Below are 24,935 nucleotides of genomic sequence, written 5' to 3'. Positions count from 1 at the left end.
CACCGACCTACAAATGACCAATGCAATGCAGGAACACATTGCCCTGTAGGTCGGGATTTTATCCCGACAAATTATGCGCCACTCTCACCACGTCGGCGCAGAGCACCGACCTACAAACCGCATAGCGCCTACAGCTCGTAAGTAAAGCTTACACCCGCTACTCGCGGCTCACCATACTGAACATAGGTTTGCGTAGCGTATTCATTTACCGGGTTGTTACCAAACTCAAAGCCGCGAGTATAAGTATCTTCATCCAGGGCATTACGCACCCAGAAGTTTAAGTCCCAGTAATCCGCCTGATAGCCAATGCTGGCGTTTACCAGGTTCGCATGAGGTGCTTGCGAGTCATGGCTGTTGGAGAAGTAATACTCGTCCTTGCCTTCCATGCCCACACTCACAGATAAGGCATCGGTAATATTAAAGCGCGCGTTGATGGCATATTGATAATTAGGCGCCTGCGCCTGATCACGATCTGTTTGATCAATGCCATCGGCTGTAACAAAACCGTCGATTTCGCTTTCCAACAAACCCAGACTACCGCTTAGGGTTAGACGTGGTGAATAAACGTATTCGCCTTCAATTTCAAGACCATAGTTTTCACCGCTGTTGCCATTGTCGAAGTAACCGGCAAATTGCTGATCTTCGGTTTTCCAAGCTTTAAGCTGAATATTATCGCGATACATATAAAACGCGGTAATACGCAGATTCAAGCGTTGATCGGCTGAACTGCCCTTCACACCGAACTCGGCATTCCACAGATATTCTGGATCAAAAGTACGATGGTTGAGGAAAAACTCCGCATCCTGACTTAAACCTTCATCATTGGCTTTGGCTATGGCCTCGGCGTTGATACCACCGGCCTTATAACCGCGGCTGATACTGGTGTAGATCATGGTGCGTGGTACCACTTGATACTCAAGAGCGACCTTACCGCCAATCATGGTATCGTCAACGGTTTCGCTTACGCCATGGACATCCATATAGTCACCTTCGTTACGCTCAACGCGCAAGCCGGTGACTAAGCGGGTTTTATCACTGATTGGGGTCTCAACTTGACCATAGATAGCCAGGTTGTCGCTATCATAGTTAGAAGTAAAATCGCCGTCATTCCAGGTATACTGGCGCAGCAAGTCAACCTCGCGCGACTGATAATACAGGCCACCGACCCAGTCACCTGCTTTAGAGGTAAAGCGCAGCTCGGCACTGTGATCTTGACGCTCACGCTCGTAGCTGTCGGTTGAGCTGTAACCCCAAGGGTGCAAGCCAGCTTTACACAGCGCTGGCTCTTGCGGGTCATTACAGACCCAGTCTTCATCATAGCTATAAAGCATATCCGCATCTAAGGCGGTCAGATTCAGGGCGATATCGGCAAAATCAAAACCGGTATAGATATTACTCAGACCAAAGGCGTTACTTTCCTGAGTATCTTTACCCGGCTGATCCGCCACACTGATACGACTGTTATCCAGAGTAAAGGCATCATAGCCGTTATCTATATCCATAAAATGAGCGACAAACTCGGCGCGCCAGTGCTCGGTAAGTTGCGAGTGCAGCTTGATGCGTCCGACCTGCTCGTCGATATTCTGAGTATCATCACGACCCAGATAAGCATTTTTCATATAGCCATCGGATTTATTCTGATAGAAGCTGGCACGCACACTGCTTTTCTCACCAAAGCCGGTGGCCGCGGCGATACCTGCATCCCAGGCATTATAGTTACCCGCTCCCAGCTTGACCTTAAGGCTTGGCGTCACGGTCGGATCGGTACTTTCCATATGGATCATCCCGGCCATGGCATCGGCGCCAAAACGTGTGCCCTGAGGGCCACGGTAGATTTCCACCTGATCGACATCGAACAGCATGGCCGCGCCGCCTAGGCCAGAATAGTTAATACCGTCTATCACCATGCCCACGGAAGGGTTAATGGGGTCAACAAATTGCGAACGCAGGCCTATGCCACGCACCTGCACAAAGCGACCACGCGATGCCCCAGCGGTAAAGTTAACGTTGGCGGCCTGATTTAACAGCTCATCCAAATACTTGGCGTCGCGAGCGGCAATTTCGGTTTCAGAGAAGAGGCTGGCACTGGCGCTTAGCTCTTGAATCGACTCGCTTTTAAAGTCGCCGGTAACAATAATTCGTTCAATTTCACTTTCATCTGCAAAGGCGCTAACACTTAGGCTTTGAGCGACCGCACAGGCTAATAAACATAAACGTGCATTCATGCTGGGAAGGCATCCCTACTGAATTAAAAATGGAACACCGAGTCTAGCAAAATCAAGCCATTAAATGAACAGTTTAGGTACTTAAGCGGGGCGTAAAAGCGGCGCAATAGCAAAGGGAAAAAGGCATCCCATGACTACTCACTCAGCTTAGAGCGTTTGCCCTTTAGATAGGCGCCGCGAAAGGCGACAAAATGCTGCTCTAATTTTTCTGCGGCTTCTGTCTCACCGGCCAGTTGCAACACCATGATCGCCACCTCAGCGGTGCCAAGCTGGTGTGCATGGGGGGCAACACGCAAACGATAGTCCGATAACTTTTCCGGAGTGATGGAAAGAATGGGTAAAGCATCCAGATAAGGCGACTTGCGCACCATCTTTTTGGCCTCGCGCCAGGTGCCATCCAAAAAGATAAACAAGGGCTTTTTATCCCCTTGATGCTGAACCTGGGTACAAACTCGCTCCGGTGCCATGCCTTCACTCGGGAACACCACATAAGCCTGATATTGGGGATCCGCAATCAGCGCCAGTAAAGCGGGATCCGGCTCAGTTCTGTCCCAGCGAAAAGCATGGTTATCGGGGACTATATCGGCGATTAAGCGCCCAGTATTGGAGGGCTTAAAGCTTTCGTTATGGTACATCAGCATACAAACCGCAACGCCACAGGGCACCGGCTCGACCCCGGCACAAATACATAAAGGCTCGGCCAAGAGGCAAGACTCACAACGGCTGAGCTTGCTGCCACGGGCTTTAAACTCGCGCTTTGCCATTGCTATTTGTTGGGTCCGCAGTTTTAATACAGAATTGGTCACCTGGTTCCGCCTTGGAGTTGCCTTGGTTTGATTCGGGCGCGTATTGTAGAGCAAACACGGAGTAAATAACATGATCACTATCCCTGACAGCGAACGCCTCAGCTACCGTCTTATGACGCTTGACGATGGCGACCTGTTCTTCGAGCTCGACCAGGATCCGGCGGTGATGAAATACATTAATGGTGGCAAACCCAGCACCCGCAAAGACATAGATGAGATCGCCCTGCCGCGCCTGGCCAAATACCTGAACCCGGAAAAAGGCTGGGGTCTTTGGCAGGTCACAGAAAAAACCGAGCAGCGCTTTTTGGGCTGGGTTTTGGTACGCCCCTACCAATTTTTTAGCGAGCAGCCCCAGTGGCTTAACCTAGAACTCGGCTGGCGCTTTAAACAGATCAGCTGGGGCAAGGGCTATGCTAGTGAAGCCGCGGCGGCCGTGGTACAGGCATTGCGTAAACAAGGTGATATAAGCCACTTTTGCGCCATTGCCGAGCAAGATAACCTAGGCTCAATAGCCATTATGAAAAAACTGGGCATGGAGTATATTCGCAGCTATACCCATCAGGATCCCATGGGCGACTGGGACGTGGTCTACTATGAAATGGCGGCACGTTAAGTGCCACTGACAAAAATAGTTACGAAAAAAATACACATTTTCTTTTAGCCTTATCCCGCGCTATTTTATTAAGCGAAAGCCGAAAAATATCAAAACCATAGCCAAATAACTGCGGCTTTGAGCCCTGCTCTGACCCAGGTTAAAAAACACAAACTGTTCACTTTGTAATCAGATGTAATGTCAGGCTGTCAAAAATACGGCTATATTTTGTAATCTCTAGTTTGAGAGCTGATACCAATTCTGTTGGGTATGTGATCAGAGATAGCATTTAGCCCGCTAGAATGATTAGCTATTTAAGTGAATTGGTATTACACAGGTACGGTGAGCAGATGGATAAAATAAATAGCTTTATGGCACTGAGCTGCACCTTAATAGAAGGTCAGGGGCATCAACCAATTGGTGCACTAGATGGCGCCAAGGTACGACACGAATATATGCCGGTATGGCTCGCTCACATCGAGCAGTACCGAAAAGGGCTAGCGGAAAGGGTGTTAGACACCTTTGAAGCGCTGCAAGAAGTAACGCCAAAACTCTCGCGTGAACAACTCACGAATGCCATGCTTGCAGAGCGTAACGGCCGTGATTTTGTTCAAGCATGCCAGCAACTGGTTTATCTCTGCCAAAAAGGCAGTTGGCCAGGGCCGAGCATGTGAACTAGCAGTTTAATTCGCAATCATAGCGAAGCATAAAAACAAAAAACCCGGCTTAGGCCGGGTTTTTTTATTACTTAGCAAAAGAGCTTAGAAAAAGCGCTTACTTCTTCTTAACTGCTTTTTTGTTTGGTAGGTCAGTGATTGAACCTTCAAAGATTTCTGCAGCTAGACCGATAGACTCGTTAAGAGTCGGGTGAGCATGGATAGTTAGCGCCAGGTCTTCACCGTCTGCCCCCATCTCAACCGCTAGGCCGATTTCACCCAGCATTTCGCCGGCGTTGATACCAACCATGGCACCACCGATGATACGGCCATTGTCCTTATCGAAGATAAGCTTAGTTTGACCTTCGGTACGTGCAGAAGCGATAGCACGACCAGATGCTGCCCACGGGAATACCGCAGTTTCAATGTTAAGGCCTTGCTCTTTCGCTTCTTTCTCGGTTACACCTACCCAAGCGATTTCTGGATCTGTGTAAGCGATTGAAGGAATACACTTAGGATCGAAGAAGTGCTTCTGACCAGAGATAACCTCGGCAGCAACGTGACCTTCGTGAACCGCTTTGTGCGCAAGCATAGGCTGACCTACAACGTCACCGATTGCATAGATGTGACCAACATTGGTCTTCATTTGCTTGTCGGTGTTGATGAAGCCGCGCTCGTCTACGTTAACACCCGCTTTCTCAGCGTCGATAAGTTTACCGTTAGGTGTACGACCAACTGCAACTAGTACTTTGTCGTAACGTACTGGCTCAGCAGGTGCATTCTTACCTTCGAATGATACGTAAAGACCATCGTCTTTCGCTTCAACAGCAACTACCTTAGTAGAAAGCATTACGTTGAACTTATCTTTTACATAGCGCGTGTAGATCTTGATAACGTCTTTATCAGCCGCAGGAACTAGTTGATCAGCAAATTCAACAACGTCGATTTGTGAACCTAGTGCACGGTAAACAGTACCCATCTCAAGACCAATGATACCACCACCTAGTACAAGTAGTTTCTCAGGAACGTCTTTAAGCTCAAGGGCACCGGTTGAATCGATTACGCGATCATCTTCAGGGATGAAAGGTAGGTTAACAGGCTGAGAGCCCGCAGCGATAATAGCATTGTCGAAAGTGATAGTAGTGCCATCAACGTCAAGGGTGTTGCTGCCAGTGAATTTACCGTAGCCGTTAACTACCTTCACTTTACGCATTTTCGCCATGCCGTCTAGGCCGCCAGTTAGCTGGCCGATTACAGACTCTTTCCAACCACGGATCTTGTCCAGGTCGATTTCAGGCTTGCCGAAAGAAACACCGTGAGACGCCATTTCGCTTGCGTCATCAATAACTTTAGCAACGTGAAGTAGTGCTTTAGATGGAATACAACCTACGTTCAAGCACACGCCACCAAGGGTGCTGCGTGACTCAACTAGAGTGACTTCTAAACCTAAGTCTGCGGCACGGAAAGCTGCAGAATAACCACCAGGACCACCGCCTAGTACAACGACTTGAGTTTTGATTTCGTTGCTCATGCTATTACCTTATTTTGTCCGAACGGGAAGCAATAACGAATAATTTCATTTACCCGCCATTACTCACAAAAATTGTGCAAAGATTGTATCATTGCAAAGTAAAAAAATCCCAGTAAAAACCGTTTACTGGGATTAAAGTTCTATCTATTTAGCTTACATTACCAGGTTGCGAATATCGCTTAGGTAATTTGCCAGGGTCACAGTAAAGCGTGCTGCCAAGGCACCGTCAATTACACGGTGGTCGTATGAACAGCTTAGCGGCACCATGAGGCGCGGCTCAAACTCTTTACCATTCCACTTAGGTTTGAAGTCAGACTTAGACACACCCAAGATCGCCACTTCCGGCGCATTCACGATTGGCGTAAATGCCGTACCGCCGATGCCTCCTAGGCTAGAGATGGTGAAACAGCCGCCCTGCATATCTGCAGAGGTCAGCTTGCCATCGCGCGCTTTGGCAGAAATTTCCATTAGCTCGCGAGATAGTTCAATGATGCCTTTTTTGTTTACATCACGCACTACCGGTACAACCAAACCGTTTGGTGTATCCACAGCGATACCTATGTGCACGTATTTCTTCAGGATCAGGCTTTCACCGTCTTCCGATAGCGATGAGTTAAAGGTTGGGAACTCTTCCAACGCTTTCGCCGCTGCCTTCATTACGAACACAAGTGGAGTGATCTTCACGCCTAGCTTTTTCTTCTCGGCAAGGGCATTTTGCTCCTTACGGAAAGCTTCCAGGCTGGTGATATCCGCTTCATCGTATTGAGTTACGTGAGGGATATGAACCCAGTTACGGTGCAGGTTGGCACCAGATAGTTTCTGGATACGCGAAAGTTTCTTCTCTTCCACATCGCCGAACTTGCTGAAGTCCACTTTTGGCCATGGGATCAGATCTACACCCGCACCATTACCACCTTTACCGGCATTGCCAGACTCAACCTGCTTCACTAACTCTTTCACATAGTTCTGCACGTCTTCTTTAACAACGCGGCTCTTACGGCCAGTCCCTTTTACTTTGGCAAGGTTGATACCAAACTCACGGGCTAAACGGCGAACCACAGGCGATGCGTGCGCATAGTCACTGTTCTCAACGAAGTCTTCACGCTTCGCCGGCGCCGGACCACCTGCTTTTTGAGCAGGAGCGGCAGTTGTTGCAGCGGCAGGCGTTGCTGTAGCAGCAGGTGCAGCCGCACTTGCAGCCGCACTTGCAGCTGCTGGCGCTGAGCCTTGCACTTCGAAAGTGAAGATAAGAGAGCCAGTGCTCACCTTGTCGCCCACATTCACTTTTACTTCTTTGACGATACCGGCGAAAGGAGCTGGCACTTCCATAGAGGCCTTGTCGCCTTCAACGCTCAGAATTGATTGCTCTTCTGAGACGCTGTCACCAGCGCTGACCATAACTTCGGTCACTTCAACTTCGTCACCGCCGATATCTGGCACAACCACTTCTTTGATTTCAACGCCACCAGTTTGTGCTGGTGCCTCAGCTGGAGCGGCTGGCGCTGCAGCAGGTGCTGAGCCGGCAGTTTCAAAGACAAACACCAGCGAGCCAGTTTTCACCTTATCGCCTACGTTGACTTTAATTTCTTTAACCACACCGGCTTGTGGTGCGGGTACTTCCATAGAAGCCTTGTCGCCTTCAACGCTTAGGATTGATTGCTCTTCTTCTACCGTGTCGCCGACGCTGACCATGATTTCAGTAACTTCAACTTCATCGTCACCGATATCAGGTACCTTGATGTCAACGCTTTCTCTTGCAGCCGCGCTGGCAGCCGCGCTCGCCGCTGGGGCGGCAGGTGCACTTTCTTGCGCAGGCGCAGCTTCGGCTACCGCCGACTCACCTTCGAAAATCATGATCAAGGTGCCGGTTGAAACCGTGTCGCCTTCAGCGATTTTAATCTCTTTAACCACACCCGCTTCGCTTGCAGGTACTTCCATAGAGGCCTTGTCGCCTTCTACGGTAATAAGCGATTGCTCAACTTCAACCTTGTCGCCAACGGCAACAAGAATCTCAGTAACTTCAACCTCATCACCGCCGATATCTGGAACTTTAATTTCAATAGTCATTGCTAACCTCTTAAGCGTACAGCGGGTTAATCTTGTCTGCGTCGATGTTGAATTTCTTAATTGCTTCGGCAATTACAGACTTCTCAACATCACCACGTTTAGCCAGCTCAGTCAGTGCGGCAACTACCACGTAACCTGCGTTCACTTCGAAGTGACGACGTAGGTTTTCACGGCTATCCGAACGACCGTAACCGTCGGTACCTAGTACGCGGTAAGACTCAGCTGGGATAAAGGCACGAATTTGCTCTGCATAGTTCTTCATATAGTCGGTCGCAGCAATCGCAGGTGCATCACCTAGTACAGAAGTTACATAAGGCACTTTTGCCTCTGCTTCTGGGTGTAGCATGTTGTAACGGTCTGCGTCTTGCGCATCACGGGTGATCTCATTGAATGAGGTTACCGAGAATACGTCAGAGGCAATGCCGTAGTCATCGCTAAGGATCTGCGCTGCTTTGCGTACTTCATTCATGATAGTACCTGAGCTTAGAAGCTGTACCTGGCCTTTGCTGCCAGCGTAACTTTCTAGCTTGTAGATACCCTTACGAATACCTTCTTCGGCGCCTTCTGGCATTGCCGGCTGATGATAGTTCTCGTTCATCAGAGTCAGGTAGTAGAAGACGTTTTCTTGGTTCTCACCGTACATGCGACGGATACCGTCTTCGATAATTACAGCAACTTCGTAGCCGAATGTTGGGTCGTAAGAAATACAGTTAGGCACTGTGTTTGCAAGAATATGGCTGTGACCATCTTCGTGCTGCAGACCTTCACCGTTAAGGGTTGTACGACCAGCCGTTGCTCCTAGAAGGAAGCCACGTGCTTGTTGGTCACCGGCCATCCACGCCATGTCACCTACACGTTGGAAACCAAACATTGAGTAGTAGATATAGAATGGGATCATAGGTAGATCGTTGGTGCTGTATGATGTTGCTGCAGCAACCCATGAAGACATTGCACCTAGCTCGTTGATACCTTCTTGCAATACCTGACCACCCTGATCTTCTTTATAGTAAGAAACGATGTCACGGTCTTCTGGACTGTAGTTCTGGCCGCGCGGGTTATAAATACCGATTTGACGGAACAGACCTTCCATACCGAAAGTACGGGCTTCATCGGCAATAATAGGCACTATGTTTTTACCAATGCCTTTGTCTTTAAGAAGTACGTTTAAGGTACGTACGAAAGACATAGTCGTTGAAACTTCACGCTTTTGCTCTTCAAGCAGTGGCTTGAATGCGTCTAACTGAGGTAATGCCAGCTCTTCGCTGAAGTTAGGAAGACGCTGCGGTGTGTAACCATGTAGGGCATTACGACGGGCGTGCAGGTATTCGTACTCTTTCGAACCTTCTTCCAGAGTCAGGTACGGAAGGTTTGCTAAATCATCTTCAGATACCAAGTCATCCAGACCAAGACGGCTACGTAGGTGCGCTACGTGGGTCATGTCCATTTTCTTAACTTGGTGCGCGATGTTCTTACCTTCAGCAGCATCACCCATGCCGTAACCTTTAACGGTTTTCGCAAGGATTACAGTTGGACGGCCTTTGGTTTCTTGTGCTGATTTGAACGCTGCGAATAGTTTCGAAGGCTCATGACCACCACGCTTAAGCGCGAAGATCTCTTCGTCAGTCATATCGGCAACAAGGGCTGCAGTTTCTGGGTAACGACCGAAGAAGTGCTCACGTACGTAGGCGCCATCCTTCGCTTTATAGGTTTGGTAGTCACCATCAAGCGTTTCGTTCATAAGCTGTAGTAGCTTACCTGTTGTGTCCTTAGCCAGTAGCTTATCCCAGCCACTGCCCCACACAACCTTGATTACGTTCCAGCCTGCACCTCTGAATAGACCTTCAAGCTCTTGAATGATCTTGCCGTTACCCATTACAGGGCCGTCTAGACGCTGCAGGTTACAGTTAATTAGGTAACATAGGTTATCCAGACCTTCACGAGCGGCGAATGAAATCGCACCACGTGATTCCGGCTCATCCATCTCACCGTCACCCAGGAAGGCATAAACGCGCTGGTTAGACGTGTCTTTAAGACCACGACCGTCAAGGTACTTAAGGAAACGCGCTTGATAGATTGACGCAATTGGACCCAGACCCATGGATACGGTTGGGAACTGCCAGAACTCAGGCATTAATTTCGGGTGCGGGTATGAAGGAAGACCCTTGCCATCCACTTCCTGACGGAAGTTATCAAGCTGATCTGCAGTCAAGCGACCTTCAACAAAGGCGCGGGCATAAATACCCGGTGAAATGTGGCCTTGGTAATAAACCAGGTCACCGCCGTCTTGCTCGTTTGGAGCACGGAAGAAGTGGTTAAAGCATACTTCGTAGAAGGCTGCTGACGACTGGAAAGACGCCATGTGTCCACCTAAGTCAAGATCCTTCTTAGACGCGCGCAGAACAATCATGATCGCATTCCAACGGATGATAGAGCGGATACGGCGCTCGATATTTACATCACCCGGGTAAGCAGGTTCTTGATCTGCTGGGATGGTATTAACGTAGTTAGTGGTGGTGCCGGTTGGCATATCAACACCGTCTAAACGCGCTTGCTCTAGCACTTGCTCAAGAATGAATTGCGCTCGCTCAACACCCTCTTCACGCACTACAGACTCAAGGGCTTGTAACCACTCTTGGGTTTCTAATGCGTCTACGTCAACTTTATTGACTTCAGACATATGGAGTTTTCCTTATGTTTAAAATACGAATTTAAAATGCTAAAAAGCCCCCGTGCGAGCAAGGCTCCACAGGGGCTTAAAGCGAATTTTATTGTGTGCGGGTACGTCGCAATGAGCGCTCGATACGTGAGTGCTCCTTGGTTGCTTCCAATAATGCCTCTTCGATAAAGGCTAAGTGGGCATTACTGGCTAAACGTGCCTGCTCTGGGTGCCCTTCAATAACGGCTCCCATCAACACTTGACGGTGCTCAGCAAGTTGCTGTGACACCTCGGTTTTCTTCATCAGTACCTGCAGGTTTTGCAGGACATTTTGCTCCAGCAAGGCCTGCATACCGCGCACCAAATGCAGCAAAACTACATTGTGTGACGCTTCGGCGATGCAAAAATGAAAGGCATTGATGGCTTTGGCCTTCGCCGCCAGGTCATCGCTTACCTGAGCGATTTTTTCAAAGCTTTCTTTAACCTTGTCAAAATCAGTTTGGGTACCACGCAAGGCTGCATAGTACGCCGCAATTCCTTCAAGGGCATGACGAAACTCAAGTAAATCAAATTGTGATTCCGGGTGCTTGCTGATCAGCTCGAAAAGCGGATCGCTTAACCCTTCCTCCAACTGGTTTTTCACAAAGGTGCCACCGCCTTGACGACGAGTGACTAAGCCTTTGGCTTCGAGTTTTTGAATTGCTTCGCGCAGCGACGGACGAGAGACTTCAAACTGTTTGGCAAGCTCACGCTCCGGCGGTAATTTTTCACCCGGTGCTAACGAGCCCTCGAGAATCATGTTCTCAAGTTGCGCTAGGATCACATCCGAAAGTTTCGCTGCTTTGACTTTTAATGACATGGTTATCTTTAGCTTCGGGTAAATTGGTCATACCAAAAAGTGCGGATAAGGTATCAGATTCCCCTCAGGCTGTCAAAATTGCCGCTATACACCGCCATTTTTATTCACTTCAGTATGTAAGATATGGACAAAAGTGAAAGTAATTTTCGCTCGGTAACAAATGGTCAAACCAGTTAATTGTATGTAAAAAGGCATAAAAAAAGCCCCTACAGCAATCTGTAGAGGCTTATGCATCCGCGAGTAATACTCAAGGGATGCGACTAACTGCCCAAAGGCGTTAGCTTATTTATTCATGAAGTCGACACCTTCTTGGATGTCTTTGTTCAGAGTTGCAAGCATGTCGTCTTTTGCTTTTTGCTCAAACGCGCTTAGCTCGCCGTAAGAAAGAAGCTCTTCAACACCGTTCTTACCAAGACGTACTGGCTGTGCGAAGAATTGTGCGTCTTCACCATTACCTTCAACGTAAGCGTATTCGATCACGTCTTCACCCTGTAGGCCTTTCACTAGTGATAGGCAGAAACGTGCTGCCGCTGCACCCATTGAAAGTGTTGCGCTACCGCCACCGGCTTTAGCTTCAACAACTTCAGTACCCGCGTTTTGAATGCGTGTAGTCAGTGCTGCGATTTCCTCGTCAGAGAAAGTAGCGCCTTCCACTTGTGAAAGAAGAGGAAGAATCGTAGTGCCCGAGTGACCACCGATCACAGGAACTTTAACCTGGCTTACGTCTAGACCTTTAAGCTCAGCTACGAAAGTCTCGGCACGGATAACATCAAGCGTTGTTACACCGAATACGCGAGCTGGGTCATAAGTACCCGCTTTTTTGAATACTTCAGCAACGATTGGCACAGTGCCGTTTACCGGGTTAGTGATAACACCCACCATGGCTTTAGGACAGTTTTTAACTATGCCTTCAGCAAGAGTCTGGATGATGCTCGCGTTTACGTTGAATAAGTCAGCACGATCCATGCCCGGCTTACGTGGCATACCCGCTGGGATCAAAACAACGTCACAACCGCTTAGTGCTGCATCAAGGTCGTCTTTACCGAAACCTTTTACTGCTACTGCAGTTGGGATGTGTGATAGGTCTACGGCAACACCAGGAACAACAGGCGCTACGTCGTATAGAGACAGTTCAGAACCAGCAGGAAGGCTATTTTTTAGTAGTAAAGATAGCGCTTGACCGATACCACCGGCAGCACCTAAAACGGCAACTTTCATTTTAATTCTCCGTAAATAACGAGACTAGGTTATGTGAGATTAGGGTCATCAGACCTAAAGATGGCCTAAAGATAATGAAAATAGGCGATAAAGACAAATTAATCCGCGTTATTTTGAGGATAATCTCGACCATAGTCGTAAACTTAACTGTAAAGATTCTAGGGTCTGTTTATCTTTGAGGTTTACTTTATGTTCAATCTAAACGCATTCTGGTCACGACGCTCGTTATGGTGCATAGTCATTCTATGTACATAGCGAGTAACACAGAGCAGGATGCGTTTAGATGAACCCGTAGGGCAGCGCTTGTAGCGCATTTCTACTGTGTTGTTACATGTTCATGTAGAATAACTACACCACACATGTGCCGCCTTGTATAAATACACTAGAAACTGCTGAAGAAACAAACAGCAAAGGTCAACAGACCCTACTAAGATGAAATACACTGACTTCTTAGGTAGAATATTGACAACAATTTGCAAAGAAGAATGACATTATGCAAGCGCAAGAAAAACAGGAAGCTTTGGTAAAAGCCTTTAAGGCAATTCTTAAAGAAGAAAACTTTGGTTCACAAGGTGAGATTGTCGACGCCCTTAAAGAACAAGGTTTTGACAACATCAGTCAAAGCAAGGTTTCGCGCATGCTTAGTAAATTCGGCGCGGTGCGAACCCGTAATGCCAAACAGGAAATGGTGTACTGTTTGCCGGCCGAACTCGCCGTACCAACCGCTAAGTCCCCACTGCGCCAATTGGTGATCGATATAGTTCACAATGAAATGATGATCATCATCAACACCAGCCCGGGTGCGGCGCAATTGATTGCCCGCCTGCTCGACTCCTTGGGCAAGGCCGATGGCGTACTGGGCACCATAGCCGGTGACGATACCATCTTTATTGCTCCCGCCAAGGTGTCTGAAATCGATGTCACCTTAGATCGGGTACGCAAACTATTCGATAACGTATAAAAAAAGAGGCGCTCGCCTCTTTTTCTTTGTTCAATTACTTATAAACTTTTCAGTAATTCCACCGAGGGTGCAAAGAAAGCCGCGCCCATATCCGCCTGGGTAAAGTCGAGCCAGGCATCATAATGCAGATAATTACCCAGCTGGCTATTAAGCATTTGCGCAAAGGCATTACCACTGGCGGCGCAGGTCACCGACAGCAGACCTTGTTTATTCATACTCGCAAAGGGCATACCCTGATGTAATAACAACGGCTGGCCCTTTTCATCTTTTAACTCGGTGCACACCGCATGACTGTTGGCGTTAAGCGGCATCAACAGCTCACTGTCAAGACGCGTGCGTCCCATTACCAGCTCCTGATCTTCCTGACTTAGTGCCTGCCAGGACGTGAGGTTATGGGTAAAGCGCTGCACATGGATATAGCTGCCATGCGCAAAATACTCTTCGTCACTGACTAAAGCGGTAAGCATTTTCTGGCGCCCGAAAGGGGTATCCGGAGCATAAACAAAGCCGTTAAAATCGCGACCATCGAGAAAGCGGAAACAGCTGATTTCCTCGACCAGCTCCACCTTCCCTGCCAATAATTGTAAAACCCGCTGACCAAAAAGGTGATTTACGTCTTCACGGTCCGAGCGTATTTGCACAAATAAATCGAATGGCTGCACACCGACGCTATGATCGCTATGACTGATACGAGGAAAACTCGTGAGTGTTGATGGTGTACGTTGGGGGTGTAATAGCGGCCAATACTGAGCGCCGATGGCAACAAAGCTGGCCACCATGGCCTCAGAGAAGCGCTCGTCAAACTCCGTCTGCACATCGAGGAGCTGAGCAAGTTTGCCCTTGAGTGCTTCATCCTGACCATCAAGGACATTAAAAAACAGATGCAAGCCATGTAAGTTAGCTTGCGCGCACACGCCGGATTGCGCTTTGGCCATCTAATTTCCTATGTTTTTATTCTTGGATTGTGCCCGCCTGCGCTGCGGGCTGGGGCTGTTTTAGGCGGTGAAAAAATTCACCGCATGTGAACTAATTGTAATAGATAGCCTTTGTCCCGGCAAAAACTCTTGTTCAGGTTGTTTTACTGGTATTTCAATCTCTTGCCCTAACACCTGCACCCGATACACATACTCGGTGCCGACAAAACGCTTAGACACAACGGTTACAGGCCCCTTGTCATCGCGTATCAGTTGCAAGTCGTGCGGGCGCACGTATAACTGCCCGGTAAGCTCATTGCCCGCCACCGCTTGGTGCGATTGAACCACGCCAAACTGGGTTTCAAAGTGATAGTCATCCTGTTTTTGCGCATCCAGATATAAACCTGAGCCAAGAAACTCGGCCACCACTTTCGAGCGCGGGTGATGAAAAAGCTGCTGCGGTGTGCCCTGTTGAGCAATTTGCCCTTGGTGCATCACAGCTAGGGTATCGGCAAAGGCAAAGGCCTCTTCCTTGGAGTGAGTCACGAAAATCGCCGACACCTGCTGGTCTTTAATAATGCGACGAATATCGGCGATCAGCTGAAAGCGCACCTGATGGTCAATATTGGAAAAAGGCTCATCCAACAACAAGAGGCTAGGCTTATAGGCTAAGGCTCGGGCGATGGCGACTCGCTGCTGCTGGCCACCGGATAACTGATGCGGGTAGCGGTTGGCACAGTCTTCGAGATGGACCAGCGCCAGCATTTCCTTAACCCGCTGCACCTTGTTGGCCCGGGTCATGGCCTTTAAACCAAAGGCGATATTCTGGGCCACATTTAAGTGTGGAAATAGGGCATAGTCCTGAAACATCATGCCCATATTACGATGCTGAGGCGCCACAAAGCGATTATCGTCGCATAAAATGGTCTCGCCGAGACGGATAACCCCTTGATGCGGGCGCAGCAAACCGGCGATGGCCTTAAGAGTGGTGGTTTTGCCGCAGCCACTGGCTCCTAACAGGCAAAGAATTTCGTTATCGCCCAAATGCAGGCTCAGGTTATCCACCACGGCACGCTCGCCATAGTTAAAGCTGATATTGTCTAAATGAAGCTGTGCCGTCATCAGTGTTTTTGCTCCATAGAGCGGTTAATAAAATAAAGCGGAATAAGACCCACAAGGACGATAAACAAGGCCGCCACCGAGGCCAGCTCAAGCTGTTCGTCGCTGACATATTGGAACACATGGGTGGCCAGGGTTTCGAAGTTAAAAGGCCGCAGCAGCAAGGCCGCTGGTAGCTCTTTCATACATTCGATAAAGACCAATAATCCTGCGGTTAAAATGCCCCGCTTCAGAATAGGAATATGTACACTGGTCAGGGTTTGCCTCGCATTGCGCCCCATGGACTGGCTGGCCATATCCAAACTCGGGCTAATACGGCTAAAACTCGATTCTATGCTGCCGTGGGCAATGGCGTAAAAGCGCACCACATAGGCAAACACAATTGCAAACAGGGTGCCGCTTAAGAACAGCCCAGGAGCCTTATCGTAGGGCTCAAGCCACAGATTGATGCTCTCTTCCAGAGTCGTCAGCGGCAACAACACTGCGATGGCCAGTACCGTACCCGGTAAGGCATAGCCTGTGCTGGCAAGACGCCCAGGCCAAAGGCTGGCAGGCGAAGGCGTTAAGCGCTGAAAGTAAACCACCAAGATACTCAGGGTAATAGCCAGGACGCTCACCAGAGCGGAAATCTTCAGGCTTTGCCAGGCATAAAGGAAAAACTCGCTGTTCCAGGCCTGCTCGAAGTAATCGATGGCATAACCCCCGAGCACCCAGACCGGCACCACAAAGGCGACCAATAATACTAGGCTGGCAAAAGCGCTGGCGGCAAATGCCTTGCCACCGGTGAGCGGATAGAGAGACTCATCACTGAGCTGGGTTTGTCGCTCAAACACAGCCTGATTACGACGGGAATAGCGCTCGATAAAAATCGCCACAAACAGAATTAGCAGCATGATGCCGGAAATTTTCGCCGCCGCGGTCAAGGAGTAGTAACCAAACCAAGTATCATAAACGGCGGTTGTTAAGGTGCTGACGGCAAAATAACTTACGGTGGCAAAGTCGGCCATGGCTTCCATGCTGATCAGCGCTACCGCCGCGGCAATGGCGCCCTGGCTCAAAGGCAGACTGATCTTAAAAAAGCTTTGCACCGGCGTATTTCCCATGATCTCCGCGGCCTGCACCAGCTTATGTGACTGCTCCTTAAGCGCCGTTTTAAAAATTAAAAACAAATAGGGATATAACACCAGAGCCAGCATAACTATGGCACCGCCTAAGGTACGGATATCGAAAAACCAATAGTCGTCGGGAGATTGCCAACCAAAGGCATCGCGCAGCGCAATTTGCACCGGCCCCGCATAGTCGAACAAATCTGTATACACGTAGGCAATCAGGTAGGAGGGCATGGCCAGAGGCAACATCAAGGCCCAGGAAAAAAGCTTTTTACCGGGGAAATCACAATAGGCCACCAACCATCCCAGCGGCAGCGCTATCACGCAGCTCAACAAGGCCACGCCAAGGATCAACAAGATGGTGTTGCCGATATAATCCCACAGCACGGTTTCCCACAAATGCGCAAACACCAGAGGATCACTTTGCAAGGATTCAAAAATCAGGAAGCCTAACGGCAACGACAGGCCTAAGCCTGTCGTCCACGCAATCAGCTGCCACCAGGACAGCGAAAATTTAAACTGCATTGAAACTAATCAGTTAAAGGTCGAATTTAACCTCGTCAAGGAGTCGTAACGCGGCGCTACGGTGCTTGCTAATTTCCCCCAGCGGCAGCGTATCTTCTTTAAACTCACCCCAGGACGCAACCAGCTCAGACAAGGGCACACCCGGCTTCACCGGATATTCCATATTGACGGAGGCATACATATTTTGCGCCGTATTGTCGGTCATAAACTCGATCAGTTTCAAGGCATTTTCCTTGTTTTTCGAGTGCTTGGTCAGTACCACACCAGAGACGTTCACATGAGCGCCACGGTCTTGCTGGTTAGGGAAGTTGATATACACGGCATCCGCCCAGGCCTTTTGCTGCTCATCCTGCATCATTTTGCCGAAGTAATAGCTGTTACCTATGGCCACATCACACAGGCCTTCTTTCACCGCTCTCACTTGAGCGCGGTCATTTCCTTGCGGCTTACGCGCCAGGTTGGCTTTTAGGCCTTCGAGCCACTTTTTCGTCTCGGCTTCACCATGGTGAGCTATCATGGATGCCACCAAACCCAGGTTATAAGGGTGCTTGCCCGGGCGCATACAAACCTTGTTGGCATACGCATCCGTGGCCAGGTCTTCGTAACTCAGGCTATCAAGCTTGCCGACTCTGTCTTTTGACGAATAAACATTACGCACGCGCTTGGTCAGAGCCACCCACTGCCCTTCAGGGTCACGAAAGCCGGCGGGAATATTGGCATCGATCTGCTCGCTGCTGATGGTTTGCGTCAGTGCCATGTCTTCAAGCTGCATTAGCGCACTGAAGTTTGAGGTTAGCACCAAATCAGCCTGCGTATGCTTGCCTTCACGCTTTAAACGCTCGATTAGACCTTTTTTGGCAAACACCACCTTGGTTTCGATACCGGTTTGCTCGGTGAATTTCTCTAAAATCGGTTCAATTAAGAAGGGCTGGCGAAATGAGTAAATATTAACGGTTTCTGAGGCTAATGCTGGCGCTGCAGACAAAACTGAAACAACCGATGCCAATGCAAATCCAAGTGCTTTCTTCACCAAGAGCTCCTAGTTAAATAAAAATAATTCTCAAAAGCATCATACTGTTTAAGACGAAAAAGTACAGTGCTAAACCGCTGGTAACCCCAATAATTTCCCAGTTGGCCCCCCACCTTGTGAGATATATCTTACAAGTCACATGGCGATTGCCGCAATCAGTGCTAACAATTTAAACAAAATATTTCGTAACTCATTATTTATTAAGGAAAACATAGTTTATTACGCGGGTTTTACAGCTTTTATTATGAGTTTACCTGGCTGACCAGGGAAGAAACATTCCCTTATACTATCTTCATTGCTTGTGAGGGCGTACAAGCGGCAAAGTTAGGAAAACTTAGCAGGGACTGCCAGGAAGGACAGCTGCAGGATGCAGAACACGAAGGACTGTAATCTAGGACAAGGAAAAAGAGCAGGATGCTCAGGCACAGGATGTGCGAGAGGATACGGGCATTGGTTCGCCTAAGGAACGCCAGCAGGGAGCGGGCAACACAGGATGTGGGGGAGAGAACCAAAGCGGCTTAGTTATTCAAAATGCTAACTACATGCGATGCACTAAACCGTACGACAGGTTGTCACAGGAAAAAGGGGACAGGGACGACACTGCAGCAGCCATGTTGCAGCTTAATCACCCAGTGATTACAGGGAATTGAACTTGCTTCAATGCCGGCAGGATGCTGGAAAATTCCGTCAGCGCGACCTATATGGTCGCGTCTTTTTTATCTGCAATAAAATTTATCCCTGGTGTTTAACTGATGCTCACACTGTATTCCCAGCTGCGTTCATCTCCTTATAAACACACAAAGAAAAAGGGAGAAATTTCCCCCTTTTATTACTGCGTAGCTCAAATCAAACCAGCTTATTTATTGGCATCCCGTTTCTCGGCATGACGTTTTTTACGCTTTTCCTTCATTTGTGCAAACTTTTGTTGCTGCTCTTCGGTAAGAAGATTCCATACCTGATGCTTGCTTTTCAGATGAGCAATCTTGCGCTCCATCTGTTTACTTTGCTGGGCCTGAATGATTTCTCGGGCCGCCTGCTCATCAAAACTTTCGCTGGTATTAGTTAGCGCTTGCAAAGCCTTGTAGCCCTCGTGACGCGAGCCTCGTTGTGGCTTAAGTTGTTTATTGGCATCCATAATGGCTTTGATTTGCGTTTGCTGTTGCTCGCTAAGCTGTAATTGCTCAATCATGTGCTCGCTTAGCATGCCGCGCTCACCCTGCTTATGATGACCGCCCTGGCCTGCCATGGCGACGCTTGATGCTAAGCCGATAGAAATAACGGCGGCTGTAAGTAATTTATTTAATTTCATAACGGACTCCTAAGTTGTCCTTGGTTGTGAACTGGGTGTGTTATTTACTCTAGCAAGCGCAACGCAAAGCAGTGTCAGGAGCACGTAAAGGTTGTGTAAAGGTGTCGCACTGGAAACTTGCTATCAGTTAAGATGAAGCTAGCTCCCGTGTTTTTGAGATAGGCGATGAAGGTTTTATTAATAGACGACGACATTGAACTGGCCTCCATGCTCAGTGAATATATACACTCCCAAGGCTTTGAAGTGGAATGTGCCCACGATGGTGAGCAAGGTCTGGCAGTGGCCATGGAAAACAGACATGACCTGATCCTGCTTGATGTAATGCTGCCTAAGCTCGACGGCTTTGAGGTACTTAAGCAACTGCGCGCCACTTCCTTGGTACCAGTGATCATGCTAACCGCCAAGGGCGATGATTTTGATCGCATCTTCGGCCTTGAGCTTGGTGCCGACGACTATATTCCCAAACCCTTTAATCATCGCGAACTGATAGCAAGGATCAAGGCGATCACCCGGCGCATAGAACATATAAACAACAGCCAGCCGCGCCAAGAGTTGGAATTTGCCAACCTGAATATCTGCATGCAAAGTCGCAGCGCCAGCGCGCAAGGGCAAGCCCTGACCCTGACAGGTACCGAATTTGCAATCTTACATCTATTGTTACAAGAGCCCGGCGCAGTGATCAGCAAGGAGCAGATCAGCGAGCAGGTGTTAGGCCGGCGTTTGGCGCCCTACGATCGCTCCATAGATATGCATGTCAGCAACCTGCGCAAAAAAATAGCTGAACACATAGAAAACGAGCGCATTCGCACCGTTCGCGGTGCCGGCTACGTACTGATCGGAGACGCCTAAGTGTTCAAGCCTCTTAACAAGCTCTATGTAAAAATTTTCCTGTGGTTCTGGCTCACCTTCGCGGCCACCATAATACTCATGGCGGCACTGAGCTCAGTTAGCTTCAGCGATCTCAGCTATGAACCCTTGCAGGGCAGCGATGCCCATTACTTTAAGCGTTTGGGTCATGCTCTGGAGCGCTCGGCTAAAAAGCATCAGCACACGGCAGAGGCAGTGATCAACCAAGGACGCATGAAAAAACGTAAGCTATATCTGTATTCACCGGAAAAAGACCTGGCCTACAGTAACTTTAACACCGCTGATGAGGTGGATTTAGGCCTGCTGAATTTTCGCCAGGATATGATGCCACAGATGATTTTTAATGAGCATTTCCACGCCCTCGGGCCCTTGTTGATCAATTTGCCAGATGGCCAGTACCAACTGTATGAGCTGCGCCCAGGTCGCACCCTACCCTGGTTTGTGCGCCTCAAACTCCTGCCCCATTGGCTAAAGGTAGCGGTTGCCGTAGGAGCCTCCTTATTGTTGAGTTTTCTCTTTACCCGCACCCTGATAGGCCCGCTTAATTCCCTGCGCTCTAGTGCCCGGGCCATTGCCGAGGGTCAACTCGACAGCCGTGTGACTCAAGCCGCACAGCGAAACGATGAAATAGGCATTCTCGCCCGTGAATTCAACGCCATGGCGCAGCGTCTGGAAACCCTGGTCAATACCCAAAGGACCTTGCTTGGTGATATCTCTCACGAGCTGCGCTCACCGCTCACGCGCTTATCACTGGCCTGTGCCATAGCTCAGGACAAGGCCGATAAAGACACCTTGGCACAGCTGCAACGTATAGAAAAAGAAGCGCAACTCTTGGACCTGATGATAGAGCGCATACTGACGCTATCACGTCTGGAGAACCGCCAGCAAAGCCTGCAAACCCAAGCCATTTCTCCGGCGCAACTGTTTGCCCCTGTGTTTACCGATGCCGAATTTGAGGCCAAATCACACAACAAAACCATCAGCTTACCCCAATTGCCAGAGCAACCGCTGCTGAATGTCGATGCCATGCTCTTGGCAAGCGCCTGCGAAAACCTGCTGCGCAACGCCATCAAATATGCCACTAGCCATATCGACGTGGCGCTCAAGCATGAGCAGCAACAATGGCAACTGAGCATTCGCGACGACGGCCCGGGCGTTGCCGAGCAAGAACTGGCTCATATTACCGAGCCCTTCTATCGTGTCGACACAGCCCGCACCCGCCACAGCGGCGGCACCGGGCTAGGTTTGGCCATTGCCGCCAAGGCCATCGCCGCCCATCAGGGGGAGCTGGTATTGCAAAATCATCCTCAAGGTGGTTTAGTAGCCACCATCAAGCTACCTACGACTTAATACTGAATGTTTTATTCCAGCGAAGCCCTGCTCCATAAAAACCATGATGCCATTACCCATTTTTGGCATCAGGATATGACCTCAGGCTTTTTGGATACTAAGCATGGTAAGTTGTTTTACGCCTATCATCTGCCCTATCGCGCCGATTACGCCTTGGTGATCAGCTCGGGGCGCATCGAAGCGGCGCAAAAATATCAGGAATTGCTGTGGGAGCTGGCGCGTAACAATATCGCCGTGTTTATAGTCGATCATCAGGGCCAGGGGCGCTCCTACCGCCATCTTACCGATACCCATAAGGGCTATGTCGGCGATTTCGAGGACTATAAATCGGATCTGCATGAGTTTATTACCCAGGTCGTCAATCCCCAATGGCCGGGCAAAAAGATCTTGCTCGGTCACTCCATGGGCGGCGCCATCGCTCTGGATTATGCATGCACTCATCCTGAACAGTTTGCCGGACTCTTTTTAAGTGCCCCCATGTTGCAGATAAACACGGGATCCACGGCGCCCTGGCTCGCCAAGTTGTGGGCCAGCTCGGTCTGCACCTTTACTAAGGGCGAAGGTTATGTGCCCGGACACGGCCCCTATGCGGCGGTGCCCTTTAGCGAAAATGAATTAACCCATAGTGAGGAGCGTTACCGGCGTTTTCGTGCCTTGTATCAGCAAAGCCCGGAATTACAGCTAGGTGGCGTGACCTATAAATGGTTGAATGCGGCCTTTAAGGCGATAGCAAAACTAAGGAAGAGTCTGTGCCCTGTGCCCTTGTTTATTGCCGCAGCGCAACAAGATAGCGTGGTGGATACCTCGCCCTATCAGGACTTTGTCCATGCCCAGCAGCAGGCCGCGTTAAAAACCTACTCTGGCGCTCGGCATGAACTTTTATGCGAGCAGGACTCCATACGAAAAGCCCTGCTGCGCGATTTGCTCAACTTCTGCGAGCAATTATAAGTAACCTGAGCTTCGGATAGCTAATGCCTTTCTAGCAGCCTGTTTTGGCGCTAACGGCGTTGAATTCACTACCAATAGCCAGCTATTAGTGCGTAAATTCGCCTGGTTATCCCTAAAACTCTCTGGCTAGACAAGGGGGTATATTTATACCAATTCACTTAAATAGCTAATCATTCTAGCGGGCTAAATATCGTGCTAACGGTGTTGGAATTTTTATATGTAGAATACTACATAGGAAAAATTCCGCCTTGTTATCACATCATTTATCCAGCGCTATATCTGATCACATACTTAACAGAATTGGTATTATAGTGAACTTTAAAAAACAATAAGTTAGCTCATCCCTTACCCAAACCTCAGGTTAAGTATTTCGCTAGGTATTTCTTATACATGGGATCGGACAAGGCCAGCTCCCGCTGCTCAGCCAGGATATTTTGCAATATTTCCTTTGAAGTAAGAGGGTTAGCCAAGACCACACGGAACACTACGGTCGGCTGATAGCCATATTCTGGCGGCGTTAATCGGGTTCGCGACACGAATGAACGTCCGGCTTCACGCTGGCGCTTCTGCATACTGGCGGTAAAGCGGTTAAGGGCAGCGTAAATATCCAGCTTGGTTTGCTCATCGGCGGTTTTTAAGCGCGCCTTGATGGCCTCGGGCACATAGCGATAGGTCAGCAAACACAGCTCAGGCTCGGAGATCAGTTCAAAGTCCGGCTCCGCCTTGATCAAGTCGGCAAAGTAACGGGCCTTGTCCAAGCTCTTGTCGATCAGCATTTCATAGCCTTTACGGCCAATAATACGCAAGCAGGCATGCACCAGCATGGCCATGCCCGGACGGCTGCCTTCCAGGGTATGGCTGCCTAAGTCTTTTGAGCCCTTACGCAGAATATATTCGGCGTGGTGCTCAATGGCATCGGTGGCCGTGGGATCTTTAAACAGCACGATACCCGCGCCCATGGGCACATACATTTGTTTATGGGCATCTATGGTGATGGAGTCGGCACGCTCGATACCGGCCAACAAATGACGGGCATTTTGCGACAACAGGGTCGCCCCCCCCCAGGCTGCATCGACATGGAAATGGCAGTCGATTTCCGCCGCCAAATCCGCCATTTCATTAAGAGGGTCGATATTACCGGTTTCCGTAGTCCCGGCTACACCGACAATGGCCATCACCTTAATACCTTGCGCCTGCAGCGCCTGCGCTTCTTTGCGCATGGCCTCCACATCCACCTTATTGTCTTTATCGGTAGGAATGGATATAAAGTGGTCGCGACCTATGCCAAGTAAGTCTGCCGACTTACCCAGTGAATAGTGACCGCGCTCCGACACCAGTACCGCCAGGCCCTTGTAGCCATAGTGGAACATGGCCGCAATAAGGCCTTGAGCGCCTATGCCTTTAAAATCACCTTCGGGTTTGAGTAAGCGGTTACGGGCGATCCACAGCGCCGTAATATTAGCCACTGTACCGCCGGAGCAAAAAGCGCCTAAGGATGTCTTGGCACTGTGCATCCATTTATCATAAAAACCCTGCTTACGGTCATAAGCCATATGATGGAGCATGCCGATAACCTGGCGCTCCAAAGGCGTAAAGGCCTTAGAGGTCTCAATTTTTACCAGGTTTTGGTTTAAACCCACCATCAGCTTAGACAGTGGCAACACAAAGTGAGGCAGGGCCGAGGTCATATGGCCGATAAAGCTTGGAGCTGCGGTGTGTACCGAGTGCGCCACCAGCTTATCCATGATGTCCTGCGCGTGAGCGCTGACAAACATAGGCTCTTCTGGGATCTGCGCCGATTCAAAATCGCGCTCAATTTCATGCAGCGGTTTTTCCACCGCAGCGATGTTCTCATTCAGGAAACCGGCCAGGTTACTGGAGATCTCGGCTTCTATTTTGCTGAGCGTTGAGTCCGGTGCCTCTGGCACCGTAAAGACGCGCATCAAGCTGTGCTCTGATGCTACGGCAAAACGCTTATCACTCATGACATACCTAATTGGGTTGGCTTGGATACCGGTTCACTATACCGATATAAGGCGATGACGGATCGCTTCAAGCGGTCGATTTACTTGCGCTCACTTTATAGCAATCACCTAAAAAAGTCTTGCAGCTTTGGTCAATTTTAAGAATGTTGCATGAATTTTTACGACATTCTCAACATAAGTTTCAGTGATGGGCACAAGTTCGGAGTCC

General features: G+C 49.3%; 19 protein-coding genes. 6 read left to right on the top strand and 13 right to left on the bottom strand.

Annotation, left to right across the window (positions count from 1 at the left end; translation table 11 throughout):
* Nucleotides 1–128: 128 nt before the first annotated feature.
* Together C2M17_RS07450 and C2M17_RS07445 are read right to left on the bottom strand one after the other, a co-directional pair.
* The gene (locus C2M17_RS07450; protein WP_105200198.1) at nucleotides 129–2,225 is read right to left on the bottom strand and encodes a TonB-dependent receptor; all 2,097 of its coding nucleotides are present in this window, start codon (nucleotides 2,223–2,225) and stop codon (nucleotides 129–131) included.
* A gap of 134 nt (nucleotides 2,226–2,359) precedes the next feature.
* On the bottom strand, nucleotides 2,360–3,031 hold the full coding sequence (locus C2M17_RS07445; RefSeq protein WP_105200197.1) for a tRNA-uridine aminocarboxypropyltransferase: 672 nt from the start codon (nucleotides 3,029–3,031) through the stop codon (nucleotides 2,360–2,362).
* Between the two features lie 70 nt (nucleotides 3,032–3,101).
* Between C2M17_RS07445 and C2M17_RS07440 the strand changes: the two genes are divergently transcribed.
* Entirely contained in the window at nucleotides 3,102–3,644 is a 543-nt protein-coding gene (locus tag C2M17_RS07440) for a GNAT family N-acetyltransferase (RefSeq protein ID WP_325034815.1), read from the top strand.
* A gap of 329 nt (nucleotides 3,645–3,973) precedes the next feature.
* A complete protein-coding gene (locus tag C2M17_RS07435) occupies nucleotides 3,974–4,297 on the top strand; it encodes a hypothetical protein (RefSeq protein WP_158677911.1) in 324 nt (107 codons plus the stop codon).
* Nucleotides 4,298–4,397: 100 nt separating this feature from the next.
* Here C2M17_RS07435 and lpdA read toward each other — a convergent pair whose 3' ends face one another.
* The 5 genes from lpdA to mdh form a co-directional block, all read right to left on the bottom strand.
* Nucleotides 4,398–5,810, bottom strand: a complete 1,413-nt coding sequence (lpdA, locus tag C2M17_RS07430; protein ID WP_105200195.1) for a dihydrolipoyl dehydrogenase — start codon at nucleotides 5,808–5,810, stop codon at nucleotides 4,398–4,400.
* A gap of 153 nt (nucleotides 5,811–5,963) precedes the next feature.
* Nucleotides 5,964–7,877, bottom strand: coding sequence for a pyruvate dehydrogenase complex dihydrolipoyllysine-residue acetyltransferase (aceF, locus tag C2M17_RS07425; protein ID WP_105200194.1), 1,914 nt, complete (start codon nucleotides 7,875–7,877; stop codon nucleotides 5,964–5,966).
* Between the two features lie 10 nt (nucleotides 7,878–7,887).
* Nucleotides 7,888–10,554, bottom strand: a complete 2,667-nt coding sequence (gene aceE, locus C2M17_RS07420; RefSeq protein WP_105200193.1) for a pyruvate dehydrogenase (acetyl-transferring), homodimeric type — start codon at nucleotides 10,552–10,554, stop codon at nucleotides 7,888–7,890.
* Nucleotides 10,555–10,642: 88 nt separating this feature from the next.
* On the bottom strand, nucleotides 10,643–11,392 hold the full coding sequence (gene pdhR / locus C2M17_RS07415; protein ID WP_105200192.1) for a pyruvate dehydrogenase complex transcriptional repressor PdhR: 750 nt from the start codon (nucleotides 11,390–11,392) through the stop codon (nucleotides 10,643–10,645).
* Between the two features lie 282 nt (nucleotides 11,393–11,674).
* Complete coding sequence (gene mdh, locus C2M17_RS07410; protein ID WP_105200191.1) at nucleotides 11,675–12,610, bottom strand: malate dehydrogenase; 936 nt, start codon at nucleotides 12,608–12,610, stop codon at nucleotides 11,675–11,677.
* A 493-nt stretch (nucleotides 12,611–13,103) separates the two neighbouring features.
* Between mdh and argR the strand changes: the two genes are divergently transcribed.
* Nucleotides 13,104–13,571, top strand: a complete 468-nt coding sequence (gene argR / locus C2M17_RS07405; protein ID WP_105200190.1) for a transcriptional regulator ArgR — start codon at nucleotides 13,104–13,106, stop codon at nucleotides 13,569–13,571.
* Nucleotides 13,572–13,609: 38 nt separating this feature from the next.
* Here argR and C2M17_RS07400 read toward each other — a convergent pair whose 3' ends face one another.
* From C2M17_RS07400 to C2M17_RS07375, 5 genes are all read right to left on the bottom strand, one after another.
* Entirely contained in the window at nucleotides 13,610–14,506 is an 897-nt protein-coding gene (locus C2M17_RS07400) for a Dyp-type peroxidase (RefSeq protein ID WP_105200189.1), read from the bottom strand.
* 60 nt (nucleotides 14,507–14,566) lie between these two features.
* A complete protein-coding gene (locus C2M17_RS07395) occupies nucleotides 14,567–15,607 on the bottom strand; it encodes an ABC transporter ATP-binding protein (protein ID WP_105200188.1) in 1,041 nt (346 codons plus the stop codon).
* The gene (locus tag C2M17_RS07390) at nucleotides 15,607–17,238 is read right to left on the bottom strand and encodes an ABC transporter permease (protein WP_105200187.1); all 1,632 of its coding nucleotides are present in this window, start codon (nucleotides 17,236–17,238) and stop codon (nucleotides 15,607–15,609) included. Before C2M17_RS07390 ends, C2M17_RS07395 begins: the two co-directional genes overlap by 1 nt.
* A 13-nt stretch (nucleotides 17,239–17,251) precedes the next feature.
* A complete protein-coding gene (locus C2M17_RS07385) occupies nucleotides 17,252–18,268 on the bottom strand; it encodes a Fe(3+) ABC transporter substrate-binding protein (RefSeq protein WP_105200186.1) in 1,017 nt (338 codons plus the stop codon).
* Between the two features lie 856 nt (nucleotides 18,269–19,124).
* Nucleotides 19,125–19,577, bottom strand: a complete 453-nt coding sequence (locus C2M17_RS07375) for a Spy/CpxP family protein refolding chaperone (RefSeq protein ID WP_105200184.1) — start codon at nucleotides 19,575–19,577, stop codon at nucleotides 19,125–19,127.
* A 165-nt stretch (nucleotides 19,578–19,742) separates the two neighbouring features.
* Here C2M17_RS07375 and C2M17_RS07370 point away from each other — a divergent pair, with 165 nt between their 5' ends.
* From C2M17_RS07370 to C2M17_RS07360, 3 genes are read left to right on the top strand one after another with little or no spacing between them, the layout of a single operon-like run.
* Nucleotides 19,743–20,426 carry a response regulator transcription factor gene (locus C2M17_RS07370; RefSeq protein WP_105200183.1) on the top strand — a complete coding sequence of 228 codons (684 nt, stop codon included), beginning with the start codon at nucleotides 19,743–19,745 and terminating at the stop codon, nucleotides 20,424–20,426.
* Nucleotides 20,427–21,794, top strand: coding sequence for an ATP-binding protein (locus C2M17_RS07365; protein ID WP_105200182.1), 1,368 nt, complete (start codon nucleotides 20,427–20,429; stop codon nucleotides 21,792–21,794). It begins immediately after the preceding gene.
* 6 nt (nucleotides 21,795–21,800) lie between these two features.
* Nucleotides 21,801–22,742, top strand: a complete 942-nt coding sequence (locus C2M17_RS07360; protein WP_105200181.1) for an alpha/beta fold hydrolase — start codon at nucleotides 21,801–21,803, stop codon at nucleotides 22,740–22,742.
* A 356-nt stretch (nucleotides 22,743–23,098) separates the two neighbouring features.
* Here the strand turns inward: C2M17_RS07360 and panP are convergent, their stop codons facing one another.
* Nucleotides 23,099–24,727: a pyridoxal-dependent aspartate 1-decarboxylase PanP gene (gene panP / locus C2M17_RS07355; protein ID WP_105200180.1), complete on the bottom strand. Its 1,629-nt coding sequence runs from the start codon at nucleotides 24,725–24,727 to the stop codon at nucleotides 23,099–23,101.
* Between the last annotated feature and the right edge of the window lie 208 nt (nucleotides 24,728–24,935).

It is taken from the genome of Pseudoalteromonas sp. T1lg10, assembly GCF_002964545.1.
Classification (GTDB): domain Bacteria; phylum Pseudomonadota; class Gammaproteobacteria; order Enterobacterales; family Alteromonadaceae; genus Pseudoalteromonas.
Note: the sequence above shows the minus strand (reverse complement) of the source record. Positions and strands in the feature narration are given on the sequence as shown.